The organism is Pseudomonas sp. 210_17 TE3656, assembly GCF_054821965.1.
Genome location: NZ_JBTRBC010000001.1, coordinates 3,512,032 through 3,531,611 on the forward strand (window position 1 = coordinate 3,512,032; position 19,580 = coordinate 3,531,611).

General features: G+C 62.3%; 17 protein-coding genes and 1 pseudogene. 10 read left to right on the forward strand and 8 right to left on the reverse strand.

Annotation, left to right across the window (positions count from 1 at the left end):
- Positions 1–52 precede the first annotated feature (52 nt).
- The 4 genes from ACVI9W_RS16550 to ACVI9W_RS16565 all read right to left on the reverse strand — a co-directional run bounded on the left by ACVI9W_RS16550 (position 53) and on the right by ACVI9W_RS16565 (position 4,494).
- Positions 53–460 (reverse strand): HPF/RaiA family ribosome-associated protein, encoded by a 408-nt coding sequence (locus ACVI9W_RS16550; protein WP_038607024.1) that lies wholly within the window; start codon positions 458–460, stop codon positions 53–55.
- Between the two features lie 178 nt (positions 461–638).
- Positions 639–2,978: a TonB-dependent Fe(3+) dicitrate receptor FecA gene (gene fecA / locus ACVI9W_RS16555; RefSeq protein ID WP_461530551.1), complete on the reverse strand. Its 2,340-nt coding sequence runs from the start codon at positions 2,976–2,978 to the stop codon at positions 639–641.
- Between the two features lie 89 nt (positions 2,979–3,067).
- Positions 3,068–4,003: a DUF4880 domain-containing protein gene (locus ACVI9W_RS16560; RefSeq protein ID WP_461530552.1), complete on the reverse strand. Its 936-nt coding sequence runs from the start codon at positions 4,001–4,003 to the stop codon at positions 3,068–3,070.
- Entirely contained in the window at positions 4,000–4,494 is a 495-nt protein-coding gene (locus ACVI9W_RS16565) for a sigma-70 family RNA polymerase sigma factor (RefSeq protein WP_038607031.1), read from the reverse strand. Before ACVI9W_RS16565 ends, ACVI9W_RS16560 begins: the two co-directional genes overlap by 4 nt.
- Before the next feature lie 216 nt (positions 4,495–4,710).
- On the opposite strand from ACVI9W_RS16565, the gene ACVI9W_RS16570 reads away from it, so the two are divergent.
- The 4 genes from ACVI9W_RS16570 (at position 4,711) to ACVI9W_RS16585 (ending at position 8,967) form a co-directional block, all read left to right on the forward strand.
- Entirely contained in the window at positions 4,711–6,681 is a 1,971-nt protein-coding gene (locus ACVI9W_RS16570; RefSeq protein ID WP_461530553.1) for a ligand-gated channel protein, read from the forward strand.
- Positions 6,682–6,755: 74 nt separating this feature from the next.
- Positions 6,756–7,058: a DUF3649 domain-containing protein gene (locus ACVI9W_RS16575; RefSeq protein ID WP_038607037.1), complete on the forward strand. Its 303-nt coding sequence runs from the start codon at positions 6,756–6,758 to the stop codon at positions 7,056–7,058.
- On the forward strand, positions 7,058–8,641 hold the full coding sequence (locus ACVI9W_RS16580) for a PepSY-associated TM helix domain-containing protein (RefSeq protein WP_461530554.1): 1,584 nt from the start codon (positions 7,058–7,060) through the stop codon (positions 8,639–8,641). The genes ACVI9W_RS16575 and ACVI9W_RS16580 overlap by 1 nt, the downstream gene beginning before the upstream one ends.
- Positions 8,641–8,967, forward strand: a complete 327-nt coding sequence (locus ACVI9W_RS16585; protein ID WP_461530555.1) for a DUF3325 domain-containing protein — start codon at positions 8,641–8,643, stop codon at positions 8,965–8,967. The genes ACVI9W_RS16580 and ACVI9W_RS16585 overlap by 1 nt, the downstream gene beginning before the upstream one ends.
- 1 nt (position 8,968) lies before the next feature.
- Here ACVI9W_RS16585 and ACVI9W_RS16590 read toward each other — a convergent pair whose 3' ends face one another.
- Positions 8,969–9,844: a helix-turn-helix domain-containing protein gene (locus tag ACVI9W_RS16590; protein ID WP_461530556.1), complete on the reverse strand. Its 876-nt coding sequence runs from the start codon at positions 9,842–9,844 to the stop codon at positions 8,969–8,971.
- Positions 9,845–9,981: 137 nt separating this feature from the next.
- On the opposite strand from ACVI9W_RS16590, the pseudogene ACVI9W_RS16595 reads away from it, so the two are divergent.
- Positions 9,982–10,851: pseudogene (locus ACVI9W_RS16595) on the forward strand (DMT family transporter); the annotation flags it as partial.
- Positions 10,852–10,969: 118 nt separating this feature from the next.
- Here the strand turns inward: ACVI9W_RS16595 and ACVI9W_RS16600 are convergent.
- Both ACVI9W_RS16600 and ACVI9W_RS16605 read right to left on the reverse strand, forming a co-directional pair.
- Positions 10,970–11,941 (reverse strand): 2-hydroxyacid dehydrogenase, encoded by a 972-nt coding sequence (locus ACVI9W_RS16600; RefSeq protein WP_461530557.1) that lies wholly within the window; start codon positions 11,939–11,941, stop codon positions 10,970–10,972.
- A 73-nt stretch (positions 11,942–12,014) separates the two neighbouring features.
- Positions 12,015–12,962: a LysR family transcriptional regulator gene (locus tag ACVI9W_RS16605; RefSeq protein ID WP_461530558.1), complete on the reverse strand. Its 948-nt coding sequence runs from the start codon at positions 12,960–12,962 to the stop codon at positions 12,015–12,017.
- Positions 12,963–13,148: 186 nt separating this feature from the next.
- Here ACVI9W_RS16605 and ACVI9W_RS16610 point away from each other — a divergent pair, with 186 nt between their 5' ends.
- Genes ACVI9W_RS16610 through ACVI9W_RS16625 form a run of 4 tightly spaced genes read left to right on the forward strand, consistent with a single transcriptional unit; the run spans position 13,149 to position 17,971 of the window.
- Positions 13,149–14,675, forward strand: a complete 1,527-nt coding sequence (locus tag ACVI9W_RS16610) for an efflux transporter outer membrane subunit (RefSeq protein ID WP_038607058.1) — start codon at positions 13,149–13,151, stop codon at positions 14,673–14,675.
- A complete protein-coding gene (locus tag ACVI9W_RS16615; RefSeq protein ID WP_038607061.1) occupies positions 14,672–16,858 on the forward strand; it encodes an FUSC family protein in 2,187 nt (728 codons plus the stop codon). The genes ACVI9W_RS16610 and ACVI9W_RS16615 overlap by 4 nt, the downstream gene beginning before the upstream one ends.
- Positions 16,848–17,048 (forward strand): DUF1656 domain-containing protein, encoded by a 201-nt coding sequence (locus ACVI9W_RS16620; protein ID WP_038607063.1) that lies wholly within the window; start codon positions 16,848–16,850, stop codon positions 17,046–17,048. The genes ACVI9W_RS16615 and ACVI9W_RS16620 overlap by 11 nt, the downstream gene beginning before the upstream one ends.
- A gap of 11 nt (positions 17,049–17,059) precedes the next feature.
- Positions 17,060–17,971 carry an efflux RND transporter periplasmic adaptor subunit gene (locus ACVI9W_RS16625; protein WP_461530559.1) on the forward strand — a complete coding sequence of 304 codons (912 nt, stop codon included), beginning with the start codon at positions 17,060–17,062 and terminating at the stop codon, positions 17,969–17,971.
- Here the strand turns inward: ACVI9W_RS16625 and ACVI9W_RS16630 are convergent.
- A complete protein-coding gene (locus tag ACVI9W_RS16630) occupies positions 17,968–18,420 on the reverse strand; it encodes a universal stress protein (protein WP_422415620.1) in 453 nt (150 codons plus the stop codon). The genes ACVI9W_RS16625 and ACVI9W_RS16630 overlap by 4 nt on opposite strands.
- A gap of 158 nt (positions 18,421–18,578) precedes the next feature.
- Here ACVI9W_RS16630 and ACVI9W_RS16635 point away from each other — a divergent pair, with 158 nt between their 5' ends.
- Positions 18,579–19,484, forward strand: coding sequence for a LysR family transcriptional regulator (locus ACVI9W_RS16635; protein WP_461530560.1), 906 nt, complete (start codon positions 18,579–18,581; stop codon positions 19,482–19,484).
- The last annotated feature ends 96 nt before the right edge of the window (positions 19,485–19,580 follow it).

The following is a 19,580-nucleotide window of genomic DNA, read 5'->3' on the forward strand; positions in this document are numbered from 1 at the left end:
TAAAAAAGGCGAGCCCACCGGGCTCGCCTTTTTACCGTCTGCGTTATGTCATTCAGCTAATACTGCGAGCTTGCTCGTTCTCCAGAAATTCTTCCTGTAGCAAACCGTCGTTCTGGGCGCCGTCAACGCTTTGCTGGGTCACCGCACGTTTGCTGCGCAGCTTGCCGTAGAAGTGCTCCAGGGCGTGGTTGAGCTTGATCGCGGCACCCTCGACAGCCTGGTCGAGCGATGCAGATTTGTGACTTACGGAAATCGGTTGATGGCCTTTTGGGCGTGCCTCCATCTGGCAGCGTTTGTCGTGCGGACCTGGCTTGTCGCCATTCTCGTCGCGCAGGTGGACCTCGACGCGGGTGAGGTCTTCATCAAATCGTTCGAGCGTGCTTTCTACGGTGCTGCGGACCCACTCTTCCAGTCGAATGTTGCCTTGAATATGGTTGTCGCTATTGACTTGGATTTGCATAGTTCAATCCCTTATTCAGCTAGCTCGCAAGAGAATCGATGGGGCCTTTGCGGCCTGTGGAAACCATCGCCTCTTGACTACAAGGTCAGGCACTTGGCGCAACATTTCAAGTCCTTTTGAAAGATAAATTTCTTGTTGCAAAAAGCCCGGCTTCGGCCGGGCTTTTGCATGCGCTGGATCAAAACGCGACGGAGGTCTGCAGGTATACCGTACGAGGTTCACCGACATACTTGCCCTTGTTGTTGTCATCATAGGAGCGCGTGTAGTACTGGTGATTGAAGATGTTTTTCACCCCGACGGCGACGTTCAGGTTCGACAATTGCGGGCCGAAATCATAGGCCGCGCGGCTGCTGAACAGCATGTAGCCAGGGATGCGTCCGGTGCTGCCATCGGCACTTTCGCTGGAGGTATTGGCGTTGTCGGCGTACTGGTCGCTCTGGTAGGTGCTGTCCAGGTTCAGCTGCCACGGGCCTTCGGTGTAGGCAACGCCGAGGGTGCCTTTGTGGCGTGACGAGAAGGGCACACGATTGCCCTTGTTCGGCCCGTCTTCACGGATTTTCGCGTCAACAAAGGCGTAGGTTGCATACACGTCGAAACCGGCCAGGGCAGGGTTCAGGCCCTCGAGGGCGTACTTGACGCTGGTCTCGATGCCTTGATGGCGGGTTTCACCGCGGGCAATCACCGAGTCGTTGGTCTGGTTGCTTTCGTACTGGTTGTCGAAGTTGATCAGGAACGCACCGATCTCGGCCTGCAGCAGGCCATCGTCATAGCGCGTACCCAGCTCCCAGGTCCGGGCTTTTTCCGGTTTGACTTCGCCGCTGCTGACGCGGTTGGGCATCTGGCTGTACTGCACGCTGCCGAAGGAACCTTCGGTGTTGGCGTACAGGTTCCAGCTGTCGGTCAGGTGATACATCACGTTCAACGCCGGCAGGGCGGTGTTGTAGTCGCCCTGGTAGCGCTGGCCGCTGAGTTTGTTGCTCTGCTCGGAATCGATCATCTCGTAGCGGATGCCCGGAGTGATGGTCCACTGGCCGATGTCGATGCGGTCGTCGAGGAACAACGCATGGGCTTCGGTGCTGCCGCGGGTGTCGCGGTCGTTGCGGCTGGCGGTGGTTGGCAGTTGGTTGGCGCTGATCGGTTCGCGGTAGCGCAGCTCGTGGCCGGCTTCGTTGATGTAGCGGTAGCCGACGCCGACCTCATGCCAACTCTCACCGAGCGCAAAGCCCTGGGAGAAGCGCGTTTCGATCCCGCGTACCCAGTATTCACGAGGCGACAGCGAGACGAAGCTGCCCTGGTCAAGATAGCCGCTGCGCAGGGTCTTGGTGAAGAAGCTGTTGACGCTGAACTGGCGGGCGTCTTCCTTGTAGTCGTAACCGAAGTTGAACATCGTCCGGCGGCCCCAGAACTTGTCCTGCAAGCGGGTCGACTGATACGGATCGGCATCGTAATCGGCGACGTTCAGGCCGCCGGGCATCTGCGCTTCACCTTCGTAGTACTGGGCCATGGCGTGCAGGCTGTTGGCGTCGTCGAGCTGCAGTTTGCCCTTGAGGATCAGGTCGTCGATCTGCGTGTCGCTGTGCTCGCGCCAGTCGCCGCCACGGGTGCCGGAGTAGAGCAGGGCGCCGCCCAGGCCGTTGTCGTTGGTGCCACCGGCGAGCAGGTTGGCGCTGGTCTTGAAGCCGTCGTGGCTGGACGACGGGCTGGTCTGGGTCTGGAAGCCGGCTTTGACCGTCGGCTCATCAGGAATCGCGCGGGTCACGAAGTTGACGATGCCGCCGACGTTCTGCGGGCCGTAGCGCACCGCACCGCCGCCGCGTACGACGTCTACCGCGTCCATGTTGCCCATGCTGATCGGGGCGAACGACAGCTGTGGCTGACCATAGGGTGCGAAGGGCACCGGGATGCCGTCCATCAATACCGTGGAGCGCGATGCCAGACGTGGATTGAGACCGCGGATGCCGAAGTTCAGCGCCATGTCATGGCTGCCGGTGCCGTTGTTTTCCGGGGCATTGACCCCGGGAATGCGGTTGAGCACCTCACGGGCGGTAGTGGCGCCTTGACGTTCGAATTCTTCGCGACGGATGACATCGCGGGCACCGGGATGCTCGAAGACATTGTCCTGTTCAGCTGCCCCCAGCCAGTCGCCAACCACGGTCGAAGTGCCCAGCTCTACCGGCGCGTTGGCAGTTGCAGCCGGTTGCAGGCTGAAGGCGTTTTCACCTTCGGCGCGGGCCTGCAGGCCGCTGCCCTGGAGCAGGATATCGAGCGCCTGTTGCGGGCTGTACTGGCCGTCCAGGCCCGGGCTCTGCACACCGCGGGTAACCTGGGAGCCGAACGAGATCAGCACGCCGCTTTCCCGACCGAACTGGTTCAGGGCGCTTTCCAGCGACATCGGCGCGATGTGGTAGCTGCGTGCTGCAGGCGCGTCAGCCAGGGCTGGGACGGCGGCAACGCTCAGGCCAGCGCCGAACAGGAATGCACGAAGGGCTTGGGCAAGTGGGCTCGGGCGAAGGGGCATGCAAGGGGTCCTTGAGAAGGTCAAAGCAAAGGGTTCTGCCTTCTCTGTCACGCGAGATGAAAAAACGGCTCAGGTGTTTTGAAATTTTTTCAGGCCCGTGCTTCGACACTTACCCAGTAGCGCGTAAAGCGCCGAACCCGTACCGGTAAGGCAACCTCGAGCAGGTCGAGGATGCGTTCGCTGTCAGCCAGTGGATAACTGCCGGAAATCAGCAGCTCGGCGACTTCGGGGGCGCAATTGAGCTGACCTCGGCGATAGCGGCCCAGCTCATCGAGAAAGTCGCCAAGGCGCATGTGCGCGGCCACCAGCATGCCCTCGACCCAGGCCCCGGCATTGCTGTCGAGCAACTGGCTGGCCTGCCACTGCGGGCCATTGAAGCGTGCTTGCAGGCCAGCGGCCAGGCTGTTGCCGGCCAGGCTGGCGCTGCCTTGGTGGACGCTGAGCAAGCTGTAGCGCTCGAACTGACGCAGGTTGTAACGACCACTGCTCAGTTGCAGCAGGCCGAAATCGCTGAGCAAACGCAGAGGCCGGGCATCCTCGGCGACGGTGAGCTGGATTTCCCCTTCGAGCAGGCGCAGCAGACGTTGCTCGGCATCGAAGCGCACATCGGCGGCGCTGCGGGTGTTCAGGTGCAACTGGCTGCCATCGTCCAGTTGCTGACGGCGGCGCTCGCCCACCGGGCTGCGGTAGTCGGCAAGCAGGCTGGGCAGCGGATTGTGCGGTTGCAGGGTCAGGCCGGCAGCGCCGCCGACGCCGAGAATCAGCAAGGTCTTCAGTGCCCGCCGGCGGCTGGCCGAACGCGGTGCCTGCAACGCCGCATGAGCCAGTGGCGAAGACAACCCGCGCAAACGCTGGTTGACCCGCTGGATATGCTCCCAGGCCCGGCGATGTTCTTCATGGGCTTGCAGCCATTGCTGCATGGCCTGCTGCTGGCGCGGATCGAGGGCGCCGCCTTGCAGTTCGATCAGCCAGTGCACGGCCTGTTCGGCCACCTGCGGCGAGAATTCCTGATGGGCGCTGTTCACAGGGCGAAGTAACAGCGCATGGCTGCCTTGTTCAGGTAGCGCTTGACCGTGGCCAGGGAGATGTTCAGTTGCGCGGCGATTTCGCCGTAGCTCAAGCCGTCGACCTGAGCCAGCAGGAACGCGCGTTTGACCAACGGCGCCAGGCCATCGAGCAGGCGGTCAAGCTCCAGCAGGGTCTCGAAGATGATCGCGCGATGCTCTTCCGAGGGCGCCAGCTCTTCCGGCAATTGTGCCAGCGCCTGGTAGTAGGCGCGCTCCAGGTCCTGACGCCGGTAGTGGTTGCACAGCACCCGCTTGGCCACGGTGGTGAGGAACGCCCGCGGTTCGTTGAGCACCGGTGTTTCGCGGGCCTGCAGCAAGCGCATGAAGGTGTCCTGGGCCAGGTCGGCGGCGTTGTCCGGGCAGCCCAGGCGCCGCCGCAACCAACCGGTCAACCAGTTGTGATGGGCGTGGTAGAGGCCTTCGAGCGAGGAAGAAGAGGCACTGGGCACCGTGAACACTCCGGCGCCAGAATGCGCAACAGAATAAGAATTGTTCTCATTGTAGTGTTTTAGCGGGCTGTTCGGCAATCAGGCTCTGACTGACGGCAAAAGCCGGGTGCGGGAAATGTAAATAACGTAAATAAACTGTACTCTCATTTGAGAATAAATAGCATTCGCTTCCTGAATGGTTTACCAAACCTTTACATTTCTCAGGGAGAGCTCTACGTGTCCCCGCTTTTTACTCGATCCTGCCTCGCCATTACCCTCTGCTCGTTGTACTCCGCCCAGGCCAGTGCCGAAGGCCAGAAGCCCATGGAGCTGGACAACGTGGTGGTTACCGCCTCGGGTTTCTCCCAGCAAATCAAGGATGCCCCGGCGTCGATTTCGGTGATTACCCGCGAGCAGATCGAGAACAAGTCCTACCGTGATGTGACCGATGCCCTGAAGGATGTGCCGGGTGTAGTGGTGACCGGTGGCGCCAGTTCCAGCGACATCAGCATCCGTGGCATGGCCTCCAAGTACACGCTGATGCTGGTCGACGGCAAGCGCCAGGATTCGCGGGCGACCCGCCCGAACAGTGACGGTGCCGGGATCGAGCAAGGCTGGATGCCGCCGCTTGAGGCGATTGAGCGCATTGAGGTGGTCCGTGGACCAATGTCGTCGCTGTACGGCTCCGACGCCATGGGCGGGGTGATCAACATCATCACCCGCAAAGTGACCCCCAACTGGTATGGCGGCGTGCGCAGCGAAGCGACCTTCCAGGACCGCTCCGATTCGGGCGACTACAACAGTACCAGCGCGTTCGTCTCCGGGCCGCTGATCGAGAACCTGGTCGGCTTGCAGCTCTATGGGCAAACGTCGAATCGTGACGAAGACGACTTTACCAACGGCTTCAACGAACAACACACCGACAGTGGTACGGCCAAGCTGTCGTTTACGCCTGATGAGCACAACGACATCACCTTCGAGGCAGGCAAGTCCGAGCAGGACCGTTACGCCCACAAAGGCAAGTCGGCGCGATCTTCCGACAGCTTCAGTGACTATGAGCGCACCAACTTCGCGATCAGCCACTCCGGGCGTTGGGAAACCATCACCACTGACACCTACATCCAGCGCGAGAAAATCGAAAACCCGGGCCGGCGCATGGAGCTGGAAAACACCGTGCTCAACTCGCAGGTGTCGTTCTTCAGCGATTCGCACATCACCACCATTGGCGGTTCGTACAAATACGAGGACCTGAGCGATGAAGGTAACCAGTTGGCTGCGGCGTCCGATGTTAACCAGCTGACGCGCTGGTCGTGGGCACTGTTTGCCGAAGATGAATGGCGCCTGACCGAGTCCTTCGCCTTGACCGGCGGTATTCGCATGGACGAAGACGAAAACTACGGTACGCATTGGTCGCCACGCTTGTACGGCGTGTACCACCCGACCGAGCACTGGACCGTCAAGGGTGGTGTCTCCACTGGCTACCGTTCGCCGGACATCCGTGCCGCAGTGAATGACTGGGGCCAGATCACCGGTGGCGGTGGTGACCCGGCGATCATCGTCGGTAACTCCAACCTCAAGCCGGAGAAGAGCGTCAGTCAGGAGATCGGCGTGATCTGGGACAGCCTGGAAGGGGTCTCCACCGGTCTGACCGTGTTCAACACCGACTTCAAAGACAAGATCACCGAAACCCGCCGCTGCACCGACAGCACCGGCGGAGCCTCAGGTCAGTGCCAGATCGGCGGCACCTCGTACAAGTTCATCAGTGACCGGGTGAACGTTGATGAAGCGCAGATGCGTGGTATTGAAGCGACCCTGGACTGGGAAATCACCCAGGCCCTGAAGCTTGCCACCAACTACACCTTCACCGACTCCGAGCAGAAGAGCGGCCCGCAAAAGGGCAAGGCCCTGAACCAGATGCCACGGCACATGGTCAACGCCACCCTGGACTGGCAGACCACCGACCAGCTGGGTACCTGGGCGCGCCTGAACTATCGCGGCAAGACCTCTGACTACCTGGGCCGCACCACCATGTCCGATGGCACGCCGTCCTATACCTTCGTCGACCTCGGCGGCACCTACCGGGTGACCAAGAACGTGAAACTGCTGGCCGGTGTCTACAACGTGTTCAACAAGGAAGTCGACTACGAGAACTACCAGACCGTGCTGGATGGCCGGCGCTACACCGTTGGCGTCGACCTGTCGTTCTGAGGATAAGGCCAGCGGCTTTGCCTATGAGAATATAAATCATTACTATTGGTGGTTCTTCACCAGGAATGGATGCCATGAAAAGCAAAGCCGCCGGGCTGCCCCTCAGTTATCGCCTGGCCGTGACCTCACGTTGTCTGGCTGCCGTATTCGGTGGCTATCTGCTGGCGGCGCTGGCCAGCGTTTGTATCACCCTGCTGGCGCCGATGCCCAAGGCTGAAGCGGTGGTCAGCGGCATGATGCTGTCGTTTCTGTTCTACCTGGTGGCCTTTCTCTGGTGCTTTGCCAGTCGCAGCGCCTGGCAGGCCTGGCTGGGGGTGTTGCTGCCGAGCCTGGTGCTGGGCGCAATCAATGGACTGGCCTACTGGATGAAAAACTGATGAAAGAGGGCTTTCGCCAGGCCATGGCCTGGCTGCACACCTGGACCGGGCTGATCTTCGGCTGGCTGTTGTTTGCGATTTTCCTCACCGGGACCATGTCCTACTTCAAGGAGGAGATCAATCACTGGGCCCAGCCCGAGGTTCCGGTTCGACCGCATGATCCGCTGGCCAGCCTGACGCTGGCGCAGAACTACCTGCAGGAGCACGCGCCCAATGCCGGCAGCTGGTTCATTCGCCTGCCGGAAGCACGTGAGCCGGGCCTGAGTGTCGGCTGGCGGGCAGAAGGGGCAGGGCGCCGTGGTTTCATTGAAAAAAACCTCGACCCTGCCACTGGCGCAGAGGTCCAGGCCCGCGAGACCCGCGGCGGCGATTTCTTCTACCGCTTCCATTTTCAGCTGGAGATGCCTCATCCCTGGGGCCGCTGGCTGTCGACTTCCGCCGCGTTCATCATGCTTCTGGGGCTGGTGACCGGCATCATTACCCACAAGAAAATCTTCAAGGAGTTCTTCACCTTCCGCCCGGGCAAGGGCCAGCGCTCCTGGCTGGATGGCCATAACGCCATCGGTGTGCTGGTGCTGCCGTTTCACTTGATGATCAGCTACAGCAGCCTGGTGATCTTCATGTCAATGGTGATGCCGGCCAGCATCATTGCCAGCTATGGCGATAACACCCGGGCTTATTTCAATGATCTGTTCGGTGCGTCTGAAGAGGTCAAGGTGGCCGGTGTTGCTGCGCCGCTATTGCCGCTGCCGACGCTTTACCAGGCGTTCCAGGAGCAGGCGCCGGGCAGTCGTCACGGCTGGATCGAAGTACAGAATCCGGGTGATCAGAATGCCCGCGTGCGCTTCTCCCGGCACGGCGGTGATCGCATTGCCTATCAGCGTGGTGGTGGCTGGGTGTTTGATGGCGTCAATGGCACGCTGCAAAACGACAGCAGAACCGAAGCTGTCCCGGTAGTGATTGCCGGCGGTATGTACGGCCTGCACATGGGCATGTTCGCCGGCCCCTGGCTGCGCTGGCTGTATTTCTTCTTCGGTGTGGCCGGCACGGCAGTGATCGGCACCGGCCTGGTGCTATGGCTGGGCAAGCGCCAGCTCAAACACGCCAAGAGCGGCACACAGCCCTTCGAGCTGCGTTTGGTGGAGGTGTTGAACATCGCCAGCATGAGCGGCCTGTTGCTCGGCGTCGCGGCCTTCTTCTGGGCCAACCGCTTGCTGCCGATTGGCCTGGAAGGTCGCGCCGGGTGGGAAGTGAACAGTTTCTTCCTGCTCTGGGCGCTGTCGCTGATGCACGCCATGCTGCGGCCGGGGCGTCGCGCCTGGGCTGAACAGCTGGGACTGGCTGCGCTGCTATGGGCCGGCTTACCGCTGCTCAATCAATTGACCACAGGGCAGGGGTTGATTCATTCGATTACGGCCGGTGACTGGGCCATGGCCGGATTCGACCTGACGGCGCTGGGCTGCGGCCTGTTCTTCGCCTGGGGGGCGCGCAAGATGTGGCGTCCGCCGGTGGTGGTCGCCAAGCGTGCGCCGAAGGCGGCGAAAGCAGCCAGCGCCAACCTGATCGAAAGCGAGGTGAGCTGATGCTGGCCGTTGCCCTGTTTGGTTTTGCCGGCTTCGCCTGCCTGTGCCTGGCCATGGAGAAACACTACAAGGACCTGCTCGGCACCGCGCCCAGCGCGGCGCGTTTGCGCATCCTGCGTATCGGTGGCTGGTTGTTGCAGTTGCTGGCGCTGTCCCTGGCCGTGCATAACAGCGGCTGGGCCATGGGCCTGGTCGAGCTGTTTGCGGTGCTGATGGCGGGCGTGACTCTGTGGGTCTTCTTGCTGCCTTATAAACCGCGTCTGTTGCTGGGCCTGCTGGGGCTTAGCCTGGTGCTTGGGCCGGTGTTGGCAATACTGCCGGGCTGAACTAACGTCTGAAGGCCGCCCGGTAGGCACCGGGCGTTGCCCCCAGGGCCTGGCGAAAGCGGTTGCTGAAGTGGCTGGCGCTGGCAAAACCGCACTGCAACGCGACTTCGCTCAAAGGCAGTTCGCCAAAGCGCAGTAGTTTACGTGCCGTGGCCAGGCGCTGGGCCAGCAGGTATTGATGCGGCGGCAGGCCGAAGCTTTCGCGGAACATCCGCGCGAAGTGGTACTCGGATAAATTGCACAGTGCCGCCAGTTCACCCAGGCTTATGGCCTGATCCAGATGCCCGTCGATGTAGTCGCTCAACTGTCGGCGCTGATGCGCAGCCAGGCCACCTTTGAGGCGCAAGCCCTGACGCAGGCCGACCTGGCTGAGGACGGCGTGGTCGAGAATTTCATGCGCCAGCGTGCTGGTCAGCAAACGTTCCCCCGGCTCGTCCCAGTCCATTGCGATCAATTGGCGAAAGCGGCGCGCTTGCTCGGGGTCGTCGAGGAACGTTGCTTCCTGCAATTGCAGTTCACGCGGTTCGCGGTCGAGCAGGCTGATGCAACCGAGGGCGAACTGTTCCTGGCTGATATACAGGTGCGCCAGGCGGATCGAGCCATTGACCACCCAATGCGACGCCGAACCGGCAGGCATGATGCACAGTTTGTCGGGCGCGCCTTTGTGGCTGGGCTGGTCACGGCGAAAGGTGCCAGTGCCATCGGCGATGTAGCAGGACAAGGTGTGGTGAGTGGGCGCTTCGTAATCACGAGCGTCGTGACGGTTGTTCCACAGGGCTGCTGCCAGGCCGTCACCCAGGTGCGCGCTGTGCTCCAGACGGGCATGGGGAGAGTCGTGCATGGCTTTGAAAACTTGCAGCTGGTCCAACGCGTTCATGTGCGCTACCTCTGGCCGTCATCCTACTCCGCTGCACAACGGCTGACAGCAGCAGGCACAGCAAAAGCGCAAGAATCTGCAAGCGCACTCAGCCCGTTCGGCCGGAGACTGACGGCCTGGATGCGAGGAGTGCTGCCATGAACCTGTCGTTGTACCTGCTGACCGTATTGATCTGGGGCACCACCTGGATCGCCCTGAAACTGCAACTGGGCGTGGTCGCGATTCCAGTGTCGATCGTCTATCGCTTCGCGCTGGCCGGGCTGATCCTGTTCGCCATTTTGCTGCTCAGCCGTCGCCTGCAACCGATGAACCGGCGCGGTCATGGCATCTGTCTGGCCCAGGGCTTTTGTCTGTTCTGCGTCAATTTCATGTGTTTCCTCACGGCCAGCCAATGGATTCCCAGCGGTCTGATCGCCGTGGTGTTCTCCACCGCGACTTTGTGGAACGCGCTCAATGCCCGGGTGTTCTTCGGCCAGAGGATCGCCGCCAATGTCCTTGGTGGCGGTGCGCTGGGCTTGTGCGGGCTGGGCCTGCTGTTCTGGCCGGAACTGTCGGGGCATGCGGCGAGCCGTGAAACCCTGATTGGCCTGGCGTTGGCGCTGCTGGGCACGTTGTGTTTTTCGGCGGGCAATATGCTCTCCAGCTTGCAGCAAAAGGCAGGCCTGCGGCCGATGACCACTAACGCATGGGGCATGCTTTATGGCGCCGGGATGCTTGCGGCGTACTGCCTGGTCAGCGGCATTCCTTTCGATATGGAATGGAATACGCGCTACATCGGCTCGCTGCTGTATCTGGTGATTCCGGGCTCGGTGATCGGCTTTACCGCCTACCTGACCCTGGTCGGGCGCATGGGACCGGAGCGTGCGGCGTATTGCACGGTGTTGTTCCCGCTGGTGGCGTTGAATGTATCGGCGTTCTACGAGGGGTATCAGTGGACGGCGCCTGCGCTGTCTGGGCTGGTGCTGGTGATGCTGGGGAATGTGTTGGTGTTCAGGAAGCCCAAGGCCACAGTTGGTGCTGCTGTTGTAGGAGCGGATTTATCCGCGAAGGGCCGCAACGCGGCCCCTGGGGCTGGGCCTGCTGCGCAGTCCATCGCGGATGAATCCGCTCCTACAACAACGAGGTTTACTTCCAGACTTGCGGATTGACCAGGTCCTTCGGTCGCTCACCGAGCAGGGCGCTGCGCAGGTTATCGATGGCCCGGTTGGCCATGGCTTCACGGGTTTCGGCGGTGGCCGAACCGACATGCGGCAAGGTCAGGGCGTTGGGCAGCTGGAAGAGGGGGGATTCAGTCAGCGGCTCCTTCTCATACACGTCCAGCCCGGCACCGCGAATGGTGCCATTGCGCAGGGCCTCCACCAGCGCCGCCTCATCCACCACCGGACCACGCGATACGTTGATCAGGAAGGCGCTGGGCTTCATCAGCTGCAGTTCACGGCGGCTGATCAAGTGTTTGGTCTGGGCACCAAGCGGCACCACCAGGCAGACAAAATCGGCTTCAGCCAGCAATTCATCCAGGCTGCGGAACTGGGCGCCGAGCTCCTGCTCCAGCGCGGTCTTGCGCGAGTTGCCGCTATAGATGACCGACATGTTGAAGCCGAAGCGCCCACGGCGGGCAATGGCCGCGCCGATGTTGCCCAGGCCAACGATCCCCAGGGTCTTGCCGTGCACATCGCTACCGAACTGTGCCGGGCCGACGGTGGCCTGCCATTGCCCGGCCTTGGTCCAGGCATCGAGCTCGGCAACGCGGCGGGCGCTGCCCATGAGCAGGGCGAAGCCCAGGTCGGCAGTGCTTTCGGTCAGTACGTCGGGGGTGTTGGTCAGGGCAATGCCACGCGTATTGAAGTAGTTCAGGTCGTAGTTGTCGTAGCCCACCGACACACTCGACACCACTTCCAATTTACCGGCGTTGGCCAGCTGCGCCTCACCAAGCTTGCGACCCACACCGATCAGGCCGTGGGCCTCGGGCAGGGCTTCATTGAACTGGGCACTGATATCGCCGAGCTTGGGGTTCGGCACGATCACGTTGAAGTCTTGCTGCAGGCGTTCGACCATCGCCGGGGTGATGCGGCTGAAGGCAAGGACGGTCTTTTTCATCGGCGAAATCTCTGCGGGCGGTGGAGAATGGGTAGCACGCTATCATTCTCCACCGCCTGTGTGCAGCAAGATTTCAGTTGGCGATCAGCAGCTCGTGGGTCTTGAGGTCCGCCTCATGGGCGGCGAGGATTTCCGGCAACGAGTTGCGCAGGTACTCGACCCAAGTCTTGATCTTGGCATCCAGGTACTGGCGCGACGGGTAGATCGCGTACAGGTTCAGTTCCTGCAATCGGTACTCGGGCATCACCCGTACCAGCGAGCCGTCACGCAGCCCGTCGATGGCCGAGTAGATCGGCAATACACCGACGCCCATGCCACTGCGGATCGCGGTCTTCATCGCATCCGCCGAGTTCACCTGGAACGGCGCCTGGGTGATGTTCACCACTTCCTGGCCTTCCGGACCGTCGAACAGCCATTTTTCCAGCGGGATCACCGGGCTGACCATGCGCAGGCAGGAATGGTTGAGCAGGTCGCTGGGCTTGTGCGCGATGCCGTGGCGTTTCACGTAGTCGGGCGAGGCGCAGACGATGCTGTAGGTGATGCCCAGGCGCTGGGACACGAAGCCCGAATCCGGCAGCTCGCTGGCCAGCACGATGGACACGTCGTAGCCCTCGTCGAGCAGGTCCGGCACGCGGTTGGCCATGGTCAGGTCGAAGGTCACGTCCGGGTGGGTTTCGCGGTAGCGGGCGATGGCATCGATGACGAAATGCTGGCCGACGCCGGTCATCGAATGCACCTTCAGCTGCCCGGCCGGACGGGCATGCGCGTCGCTGGCCTCGGCTTCGGCTTCCTCGACATAGGTGAGGATCTGTTCGCAACGCATCAAGTAACGCTTGCCGGCCTCGGTCAGGGCAATGCGCCGGGTGGTGCGGTTGAGCAGGCGGGTTTGCAGATGGGCTTCAAGATTGGAGACCGCCCGCGAGACGTTGGCGGTGGTCGTATCCAGGTGCACAGCCGCGGCAGTAAAGCTGCCGACTTGGGCCACGCAACTAAAAGCACGCATGTTTTGCAGGGTGTCCATGGGTCGCTCTCAAAGTAGACGACAAATTGTGACATGAAGTAACCGAGGCGGTCTTCAGACTAAAGCCGGATTATCGCTGTTTTCGTAACAAAGATTCGCAGTAATACACGCTTATCGCCAGTGCGGCGGCCCCCTAGAATTGCGTCTCCAAGCGTCATCCACCTTCTACGTCGGGAATTCGCAGCTGTGCCGCGTCGCATCATCAGAGCGCTGAATGCGCTCAGTGTCTGTGCCCTTAGCTTGACCTTGAGCGGCTGTATCGGAACCTGGGGCATTGCCCCGCAAAGCAAGACGCTGCAAGCCAATACCCTGACCACCGACGAGGCGATCCGCGAGGCCGCCCGTGATGCCCACTGGCCTGACCAGCAGTGGTGGCGCGCCTATGGCGATCCACAACTGGACCGCTGGATAGCCCTGGCAGTCAACGACAGCCCGAGCATGGCCATGGCCGCTGCGCGAGTGCGTGAGGCCAAAGCCATGGCTGGGGTGGTCGAGTCTGCCGAGAAACTGCAGGTCAACGGCGAGTCGACACTCAAGCGCCACAACTGGCCGGAAGACCAGTTTTACGGCCCGGGGGCCTTGTCCGGGGCCAACACCTGGGACAACAACGCCGCCCTCGGCTTCAGTTACGCCCTGGACCTCTGGGGTCGCGAGCGCAATGCCAGCGAGCAGGCCGTGGACATGGCCCACATGAGCGCGGCGCAGTTGCGCCAGGCGCAGCTGGAACTGCAGAACAACATCGTCAAGGTGTACATCCAGCTGTCGCTGCATTTCGCCCAGCGCGATATCGTCAAGGCCGAACTCGAACAACAGGAGCAGATCCTGGCCCTGGCCGAACGGCGCCTGGCCGGCGGTATCGGCACCCATTTCGAAGTCAGCCAGGCGCAGACACCGCTGCCGGAAACCCATCGTCAGCTCGATGCGCTGAATGAAGAAATCGCCCTGGCGCGCAACCAGCTGGCGGCGTTGGCCGGTAAGGGCCCGGGCGAGGGCGCGCAACTGCAGCGTCCGCAACTGGCCCTTGGTGCTGCGTTGAAACTGCCGTCGGCGTTGCCTGCCGAGCTGGTCGGCCAGCGTCCGGACGTGGTTGCCAGCCGCTGGCAGGTCGCGGCCCAGGCGCGTGGTATCGACGTCGCCCACGCCGGCTTTTTCCCCAACGTCGATCTGGTCGGCGGGCTTGGCTTCATGGCCACCGGCGGTGGTCCGCTGGAGTTTCTGACCGGGCGCAAGTTCAACTACAACGTCGGCCCGGCCATCAGCCTGCCGGTGTTCGACGGCGGCCGCCTGCGCTCGCAACTGGGTGTCGCCTCGGCCGGTTATGACATCGCCGTGGCGCGCTACAACCAGACCGTGGTCGAGGCGCTCAAGGGTATTTCCGATCAGTTGATTCGCCGCGAGTCGATGAACGAGCAGCAGCATTTTGCGGCCGAGTCGGTAGCGTCGGCGCAGAAGACCTACGACATCGCCATGATCGCCTTCCAGCGCGGCCTGACCGATTACCTCAATGTCCTCAACGCCCAGACCTTGCTGTTCCGCCAGCAACAGATCCAGCAGCAGGTCCAGGCCGCCCGCCTGACCGCGCATGCCGAGCTGGTCACTGCCCTGGGTGGCGGCCTCGGTGCTGGCAACGATGTACCGGATGAAGATAAACAACAGGCGCCGAAAACCCCGGCGACCCTGGCCATCTTCGACAAGCCGGACCGTGCCGAATGAGCGCACTGACCCTGCCGTTTCGCTGGTTGGCAAGTCTTGAATGGCGTCGTGGTTTCTTTGAGTGGGCACGCACCGACGGGGTGACCTGGGTCTACATCTTCAAGGTCCTCAGCGCCGCGTTCCTGACCCTGTGGCTGGCCATGCGCCTGGAGTTGCCGCAGCCGCGCACCGCGATGATCACCGTGTTCATCGTCATGCAGCCGCAGAGCGGGCACGTGTTTGCCAAGAGCTTCTGGCGCTTGCTCGGGACCCTGGCCGGCTCGTCGATGATGGTCACCTTGATCGCCCTGTTTCCGCAGAACACCGAACTGTTCCTGCCAAGCCTGGCGATCTGGGTGGGCCTGTGCTCGGCCGGTGCCATGCGCTATCGGACCTTCCAGGCCTACGGTTTCGTGCTGGCCGGTTACACCGCCGCGATGGTCGGGCTACCCGCCCTGGAGCACCCGGACGGCGCGTTCATGGCGGCAGTCTGGCGGGTACTGGAAATCTCCCTGGGGATTCTGGTGTCGACCCTGGTCAGCGCCGCGATCCTGCCGCAGTCGGCCAGTGCGGCGATGCGCAATGCCCTGTACCAGCGCTTCGGGGTGTTCGCCGGTTTTGTCGTCGAAGGCCTGCGTGGCGACAGCCAGCGCGATCGCTTCGAAAGCAGCAACGTACGTTTTGTCGCTGAAGCGGTTGGCCTGGAAAGCCTGCGCAATGTCACTGCTTTCGAAGACCCGCACATGCGCCGACGCAATGGCCGGCTGGGGCGCATGAACAGCGAGTTCATGGCCATCACCACGCGCTTCAACGCCTTGCACCAGTTGCTTGAGCGCCTGCGCCTGCGCGGGCCATTGCAGATCGTCACGGCGATCGAGCCCGGACTCAAGGCCTTGACCGAGCTGCTCGATGCCTATGCCGGGCGGGCGCTGACCAGTGCCGATGCCGCGCGTCTGGCCGAGCAACTGACGGCCTACAAGGAAGGCCTGCCGGAGCGGGTGCGCAGCCTGCGCGCCGCCTATGTCGAAACCGGGCCGAGCGATGCCGATCTGCTCGATTTTCATACCGCCTACGAACTGCTGTACCGCTTTGTCGACGACCTGCACAACTACGCCCTGACCCACGCCTCGCTGGCCGAGCACAACCATGCCCGTGAGCAGTGGGACGAGCCGTATGTGGCGCAGACCAACTGGATGGTATCGCTGGCGGCAGGGCTGCGTGCTTCGTTCATTCTGCTGGTGCTGGGTAGCTTCTGGATCCTCACGGCCTGGCCGAGCGGGGCGATGATGACCTTGATCGCCGCCGCCACCGTGGGCTTGTCGGCGGCCTCGCCGAACCCCAAGCGGATGTCGTTCCAGATGGCCTGCGGGACCTTGATCGGGGCGTTCATCGGCTTCTTTGAAACCTTCTTCGTGTTCCCCTGGATCGACGGCTTCCCTTTGCTCTGCCTGGTGCTGGCGCCGGTGTTCGTGCTGGGCGCATTCCTGGCGTCGCGGCCGGCGTATGCCGGTGTCGGTCTGGGCCTGCTGATCTTCTTTGCCACCGGTTCCGTGCCGGATAACCTGACGGTCTACAACCCTTACAACTTCATCAACGACTACATCGCTATGGTCATCGGCATGCTGGTGTGTGCCGCGGCCGGGGCGATCATCCTGCCGCCGAACAGCCGCTGGTTGTGGAGCCGCCTGGAGCAGGACTTGCGCAGCCAGGTGCTGTTCGCCATCAGCGGCCGCTTGCGTGGCCTGGGATCGGGCTTTGAAAGCCGCACCCGCGACCTGCTGCACCAGGCCTATGGTCTGGCCGCCGGTAAACCGCAGGTACAGAGCAATCTGCTGCGCTGGATGTTCCTGGTGCTGGAGGTCGGGCACGCGATCATCGAGCTGCGCAAAGAGCAGGCGATCCTGCCGGTGCACCCGTGCTATGCCGAATCGCAACCCTGGCGCCAGGCGATCCGGGTCATGGGCCGGGCCCTGGCGCGCTTGTTCCTGCAGCCGAGCGCGAGCAACCACGAGCGTGCCCTGGTCGCCGTGGACCACGCCATCAGCCGCGTGCAGGCCACCGACGAGCCCTTCGCCCGGCACTTTGATACCTCGGCCCTGCGCCGCGTGCAGAGCTACCTGCATTTCATCCGTACTTCGCTGCTCGACCCCCAGTCGCCGCTGGCCGCACTGGCCCCGGCCCAAGGACTGCCCCATGCCTCGTGAAATCGCCTTCCATGGCGTCTACATGCCGACCATGACCCTGATGTTCCTGTTCGCCGCCGGGCTTGCCTGGGGCCTGGACCGCTTTATCGCAAGCTATGACGGCTACCGGTTTTTCTGGCACCCGGCGCTGCTGCGCCTGTGCCTGTTTATCTGTTTGTTCGGTTCCATGGCCCTGACTCTCTACCGTTGAGACCCCTGTTGATGAAAAAGTTTTTCAGCCTGATCGCCACCTTGCTCGTGCTGGCTGCTGCCGTGGTGATCGGCCGCCAGCTCTGGGTGCATTACATGAACACGCCCTGGACCCGGGACGGGCGGGTGCGCGCAGACATTATCAACGTCGCCGCCGATGTGCCGGGTTACGTGGTCGATGTGCCGGTGCGCGACAACCAGTTGGTGAAGAAGGGCGACCTGCTGCTGCAGATCGACCCTGAACATTATGAAGTGGCGGTCAAACAGGCCCAGGCCCTGGTCGCGTCACGCAAGGCCACCTGGGAAATGCGCAAGGTCAACGCCCACCGGCGTGCGGACATGGACAACCTGGTGATCTCCCGCGAGAACCGCGACGACGCCAGCAACATCGCCAACTCGGCGCTGGCCGACTATCAGCATGCGCAGGCGCAGCTGGCAGCGGCTGAGTTGGACCTCAAACGGACCAGGATCCTCGCCACTGTCGATGGCTACGTGACCAACCTAAACGTGCACCGTGGTGACTATGCGCGTACCGGCGAGCCGAAGATGGCAGTGGTCGACAAGGATTCGTTCTGGGTCTATGGCTTCTTCGAGGAGACCAAGCTGCCGCATGTGAAAGTCGGCGACCAGGCTGACCTGCAGATGATGAGCGGTGAAGTGCTCAAGGGCCATGTGGAGAGTATTTCCCGCGGCATCTACGACCGCGACAACCCGGAAAGCCGTGAGCTGATCGCCGACGTCAACCCGACCTTCAACTGGGTGCGTCTGGCCCAGCGGGTGCCGGTGCGGATTCATATCGATGAAGTGCCGGAGGGCTTTTTGCTGGCGGCGGGCACGACCTGTACGGTGGTGGTGAAGCCATCGCGGGGCAAGCCCGCTCCCACCGAGCCGGTAGGAGCGGGCTTGCCCCGCGAAGCGCTTTAGGCGCTCCGCGAATCCACCAGCACAGGGCATTTCACCTGATCGATGACCTTGTTGCTGATCGACGGATCCAGCAAGCGCCCCAGGCGATTCAGGTGCCGGTGCCCGATGATGATCAACGTGCAATCAAGCCGCTGGGCTTCGCTGACAATCGCCGTCACCGGATCGTTCTGAGCCAGCTTGCCTTCGCTCTCGAAACCCAACGCCCGCAACCGTCGCAGCGCCTGTTGCACGGCAGCAACGGCATGGCGCTGCTCGTCAGTGGCGGCCGGAAACTCCTGTTGCTCGTACAGGCTGATCGCTCCGGGGCCATCACTCAGGGAAAACGCACTGTCGACCGCCAGCAGCACATGCAAGCGATGGCGGCCAGGCTGACAGTACTGTTGCGCAAGCTCCAACAAACCGTGAGAGGCACTGGAGCCATCGATGGCGATCAAGACGGGACTGAGCATGCACGGCTCCACTGGGGCAGTTTCGAGCCGACTATTGTTGGCCAAGGCCAGGCGCAGATACATGGCCCGGCATGCACTGTGTAGTTGTGTGCAACGCAACCCGGTGCTCTTTGCCGAGCTGTTAACATCAATGTCTTTTACCCCATGGATACCTGGCAATGCAGATTCCGGATATGAACCTGTTGGTCGCCCTCGATGCGTTGCTCGATGAGGGCAGTGTGGTCGGCGCTGCACGGCGCATGAACCTGAGCCCTGCGGCCATGAGCCGGACCCTGGGGCGGATCCGCGAGGCGATTGGCGATCCGATTCTGGTCCGCGCCGGTCGCGGCCTGGTGCCGACCCCCCGGGCGCTGGCCTTGCATGACCAGGTGCGGGCGCTGGTCGAGCAGGCCGGGCTGGTGTTCCGCAGCCGTGAAGAAGTCGACCTGGCCACGCTCGACCGGGCGTTCAACATTCGCACCAATGACCTGTTCATCGCCCTGTATGGCGCGCAGTTGCTGCGCATGATGCACGAACAGGCGCCGCGTACCGTGTTGCGCTTCGTTCCGGAAAGCGGTGGCGATGACGATGCGGTACTGCGCGACGGGCGCACCGACCTGCTCGTCAGTTCGACCATTGACCTGGGCCCCGAGATCAAGGTGCAGAGTCTGTTCAACACCATCTATGTCGGCCTGGCCCGCCAGGATCACCCGATCTTCGACGCGCCGATCACCCCCGAGCGCTTTGCCGCTTACCCGCAGATCAGCGTGTCGCGTCGTGGCCGCGCCAATGGGCCGATAGACATCGAACTGGCCAACTACAAGGTGCAGCGCCGCGTCGCCCTGATCACCCCGAGTTTTCACTCGGCGATGTTCTCCCTGCCGGACTCCGACCTGCTGCTGCCAATGCCGGCCAACATCCTCTCCAGCGTGACCAAGCTCGGCTTGCCACTGCGCTCGTTCCGCATTCCGTTGCCGATGGAGCGGGTGACGGTGATGCAAGCCTGGCACCCGCGTTTCGACAACGATCCGGCCCACCGCTGGCTGCGCCAGACCCTCAAGGCGTGTTGCAGCGAGAGCGCTTGATTAGCGGAGTGCGTTTGCTGCACTAGTAAACTGCCAATATGTCAGTTTTCGTCATCATTGCCGCTTCATAGACTTCTGCCGGTAGTTGTTCACCCC

What these genes read in the sequence shown, in the direction of transcription:
- ACVI9W_RS16585 (WP_461530555.1), top strand. Translation starts at nt 8,641, where the DNA reads ATGCTGGCCGTTGCCCTGTTTGGTTTTGCCGGCTTCGCCTGCCTGTGC.
- ACVI9W_RS16575 (WP_038607037.1), top strand. Translation starts at nt 6,756, where the DNA reads ATGAAAAGCAAAGCCGCCGGGCTGCCCCTCAGTTATCGCCTGGCCGTG.
- ACVI9W_RS16600 (WP_461530557.1), bottom strand. Translation starts at nt 11,941, where the DNA reads ATGAAAAAGACCGTCCTTGCCTTCAGCCGCATCACCCCGGCGATGGTC.
- ACVI9W_RS16635 (WP_461530560.1), top strand. Translation starts at nt 18,579, where the DNA reads ATGCAGATTCCGGATATGAACCTGTTGGTCGCCCTCGATGCGTTGCTC.
- ACVI9W_RS16580 (WP_461530554.1), top strand. Translation starts at nt 7,058, where the DNA reads ATGAAAGAGGGCTTTCGCCAGGCCATGGCCTGGCTGCACACCTGGACC.
- ACVI9W_RS16605 (WP_461530558.1), bottom strand. Translation starts at nt 12,962, where the DNA reads ATGGACACCCTGCAAAACATGCGTGCTTTTAGTTGCGTGGCCCAAGTC.
- ACVI9W_RS16590 (WP_461530556.1), bottom strand. Translation starts at nt 9,844, where the DNA reads ATGAACGCGTTGGACCAGCTGCAAGTTTTCAAAGCCATGCACGACTCT.
- ACVI9W_RS16615 (WP_038607061.1), top strand. Translation starts at nt 14,672, where the DNA reads ATGAGCGCACTGACCCTGCCGTTTCGCTGGTTGGCAAGTCTTGAATGG.
- ACVI9W_RS16620 (WP_038607063.1), top strand. Translation starts at nt 16,848, where the DNA reads ATGCCTCGTGAAATCGCCTTCCATGGCGTCTACATGCCGACCATGACC.
- ACVI9W_RS16625 (WP_461530559.1), top strand. Translation starts at nt 17,060, where the DNA reads ATGAAAAAGTTTTTCAGCCTGATCGCCACCTTGCTCGTGCTGGCTGCT.
- ACVI9W_RS16630 (WP_422415620.1), bottom strand. Translation starts at nt 18,420, where the DNA reads ATGCTCAGTCCCGTCTTGATCGCCATCGATGGCTCCAGTGCCTCTCAC.
- ACVI9W_RS16550 (WP_038607024.1), bottom strand. Translation starts at nt 460, where the DNA reads ATGCAAATCCAAGTCAATAGCGACAACCATATTCAAGGCAACATTCGA.
- fecA (WP_461530551.1), bottom strand. Translation starts at nt 2,978, where the DNA reads ATGCCCCTTCGCCCGAGCCCACTTGCCCAAGCCCTTCGTGCATTCCTG.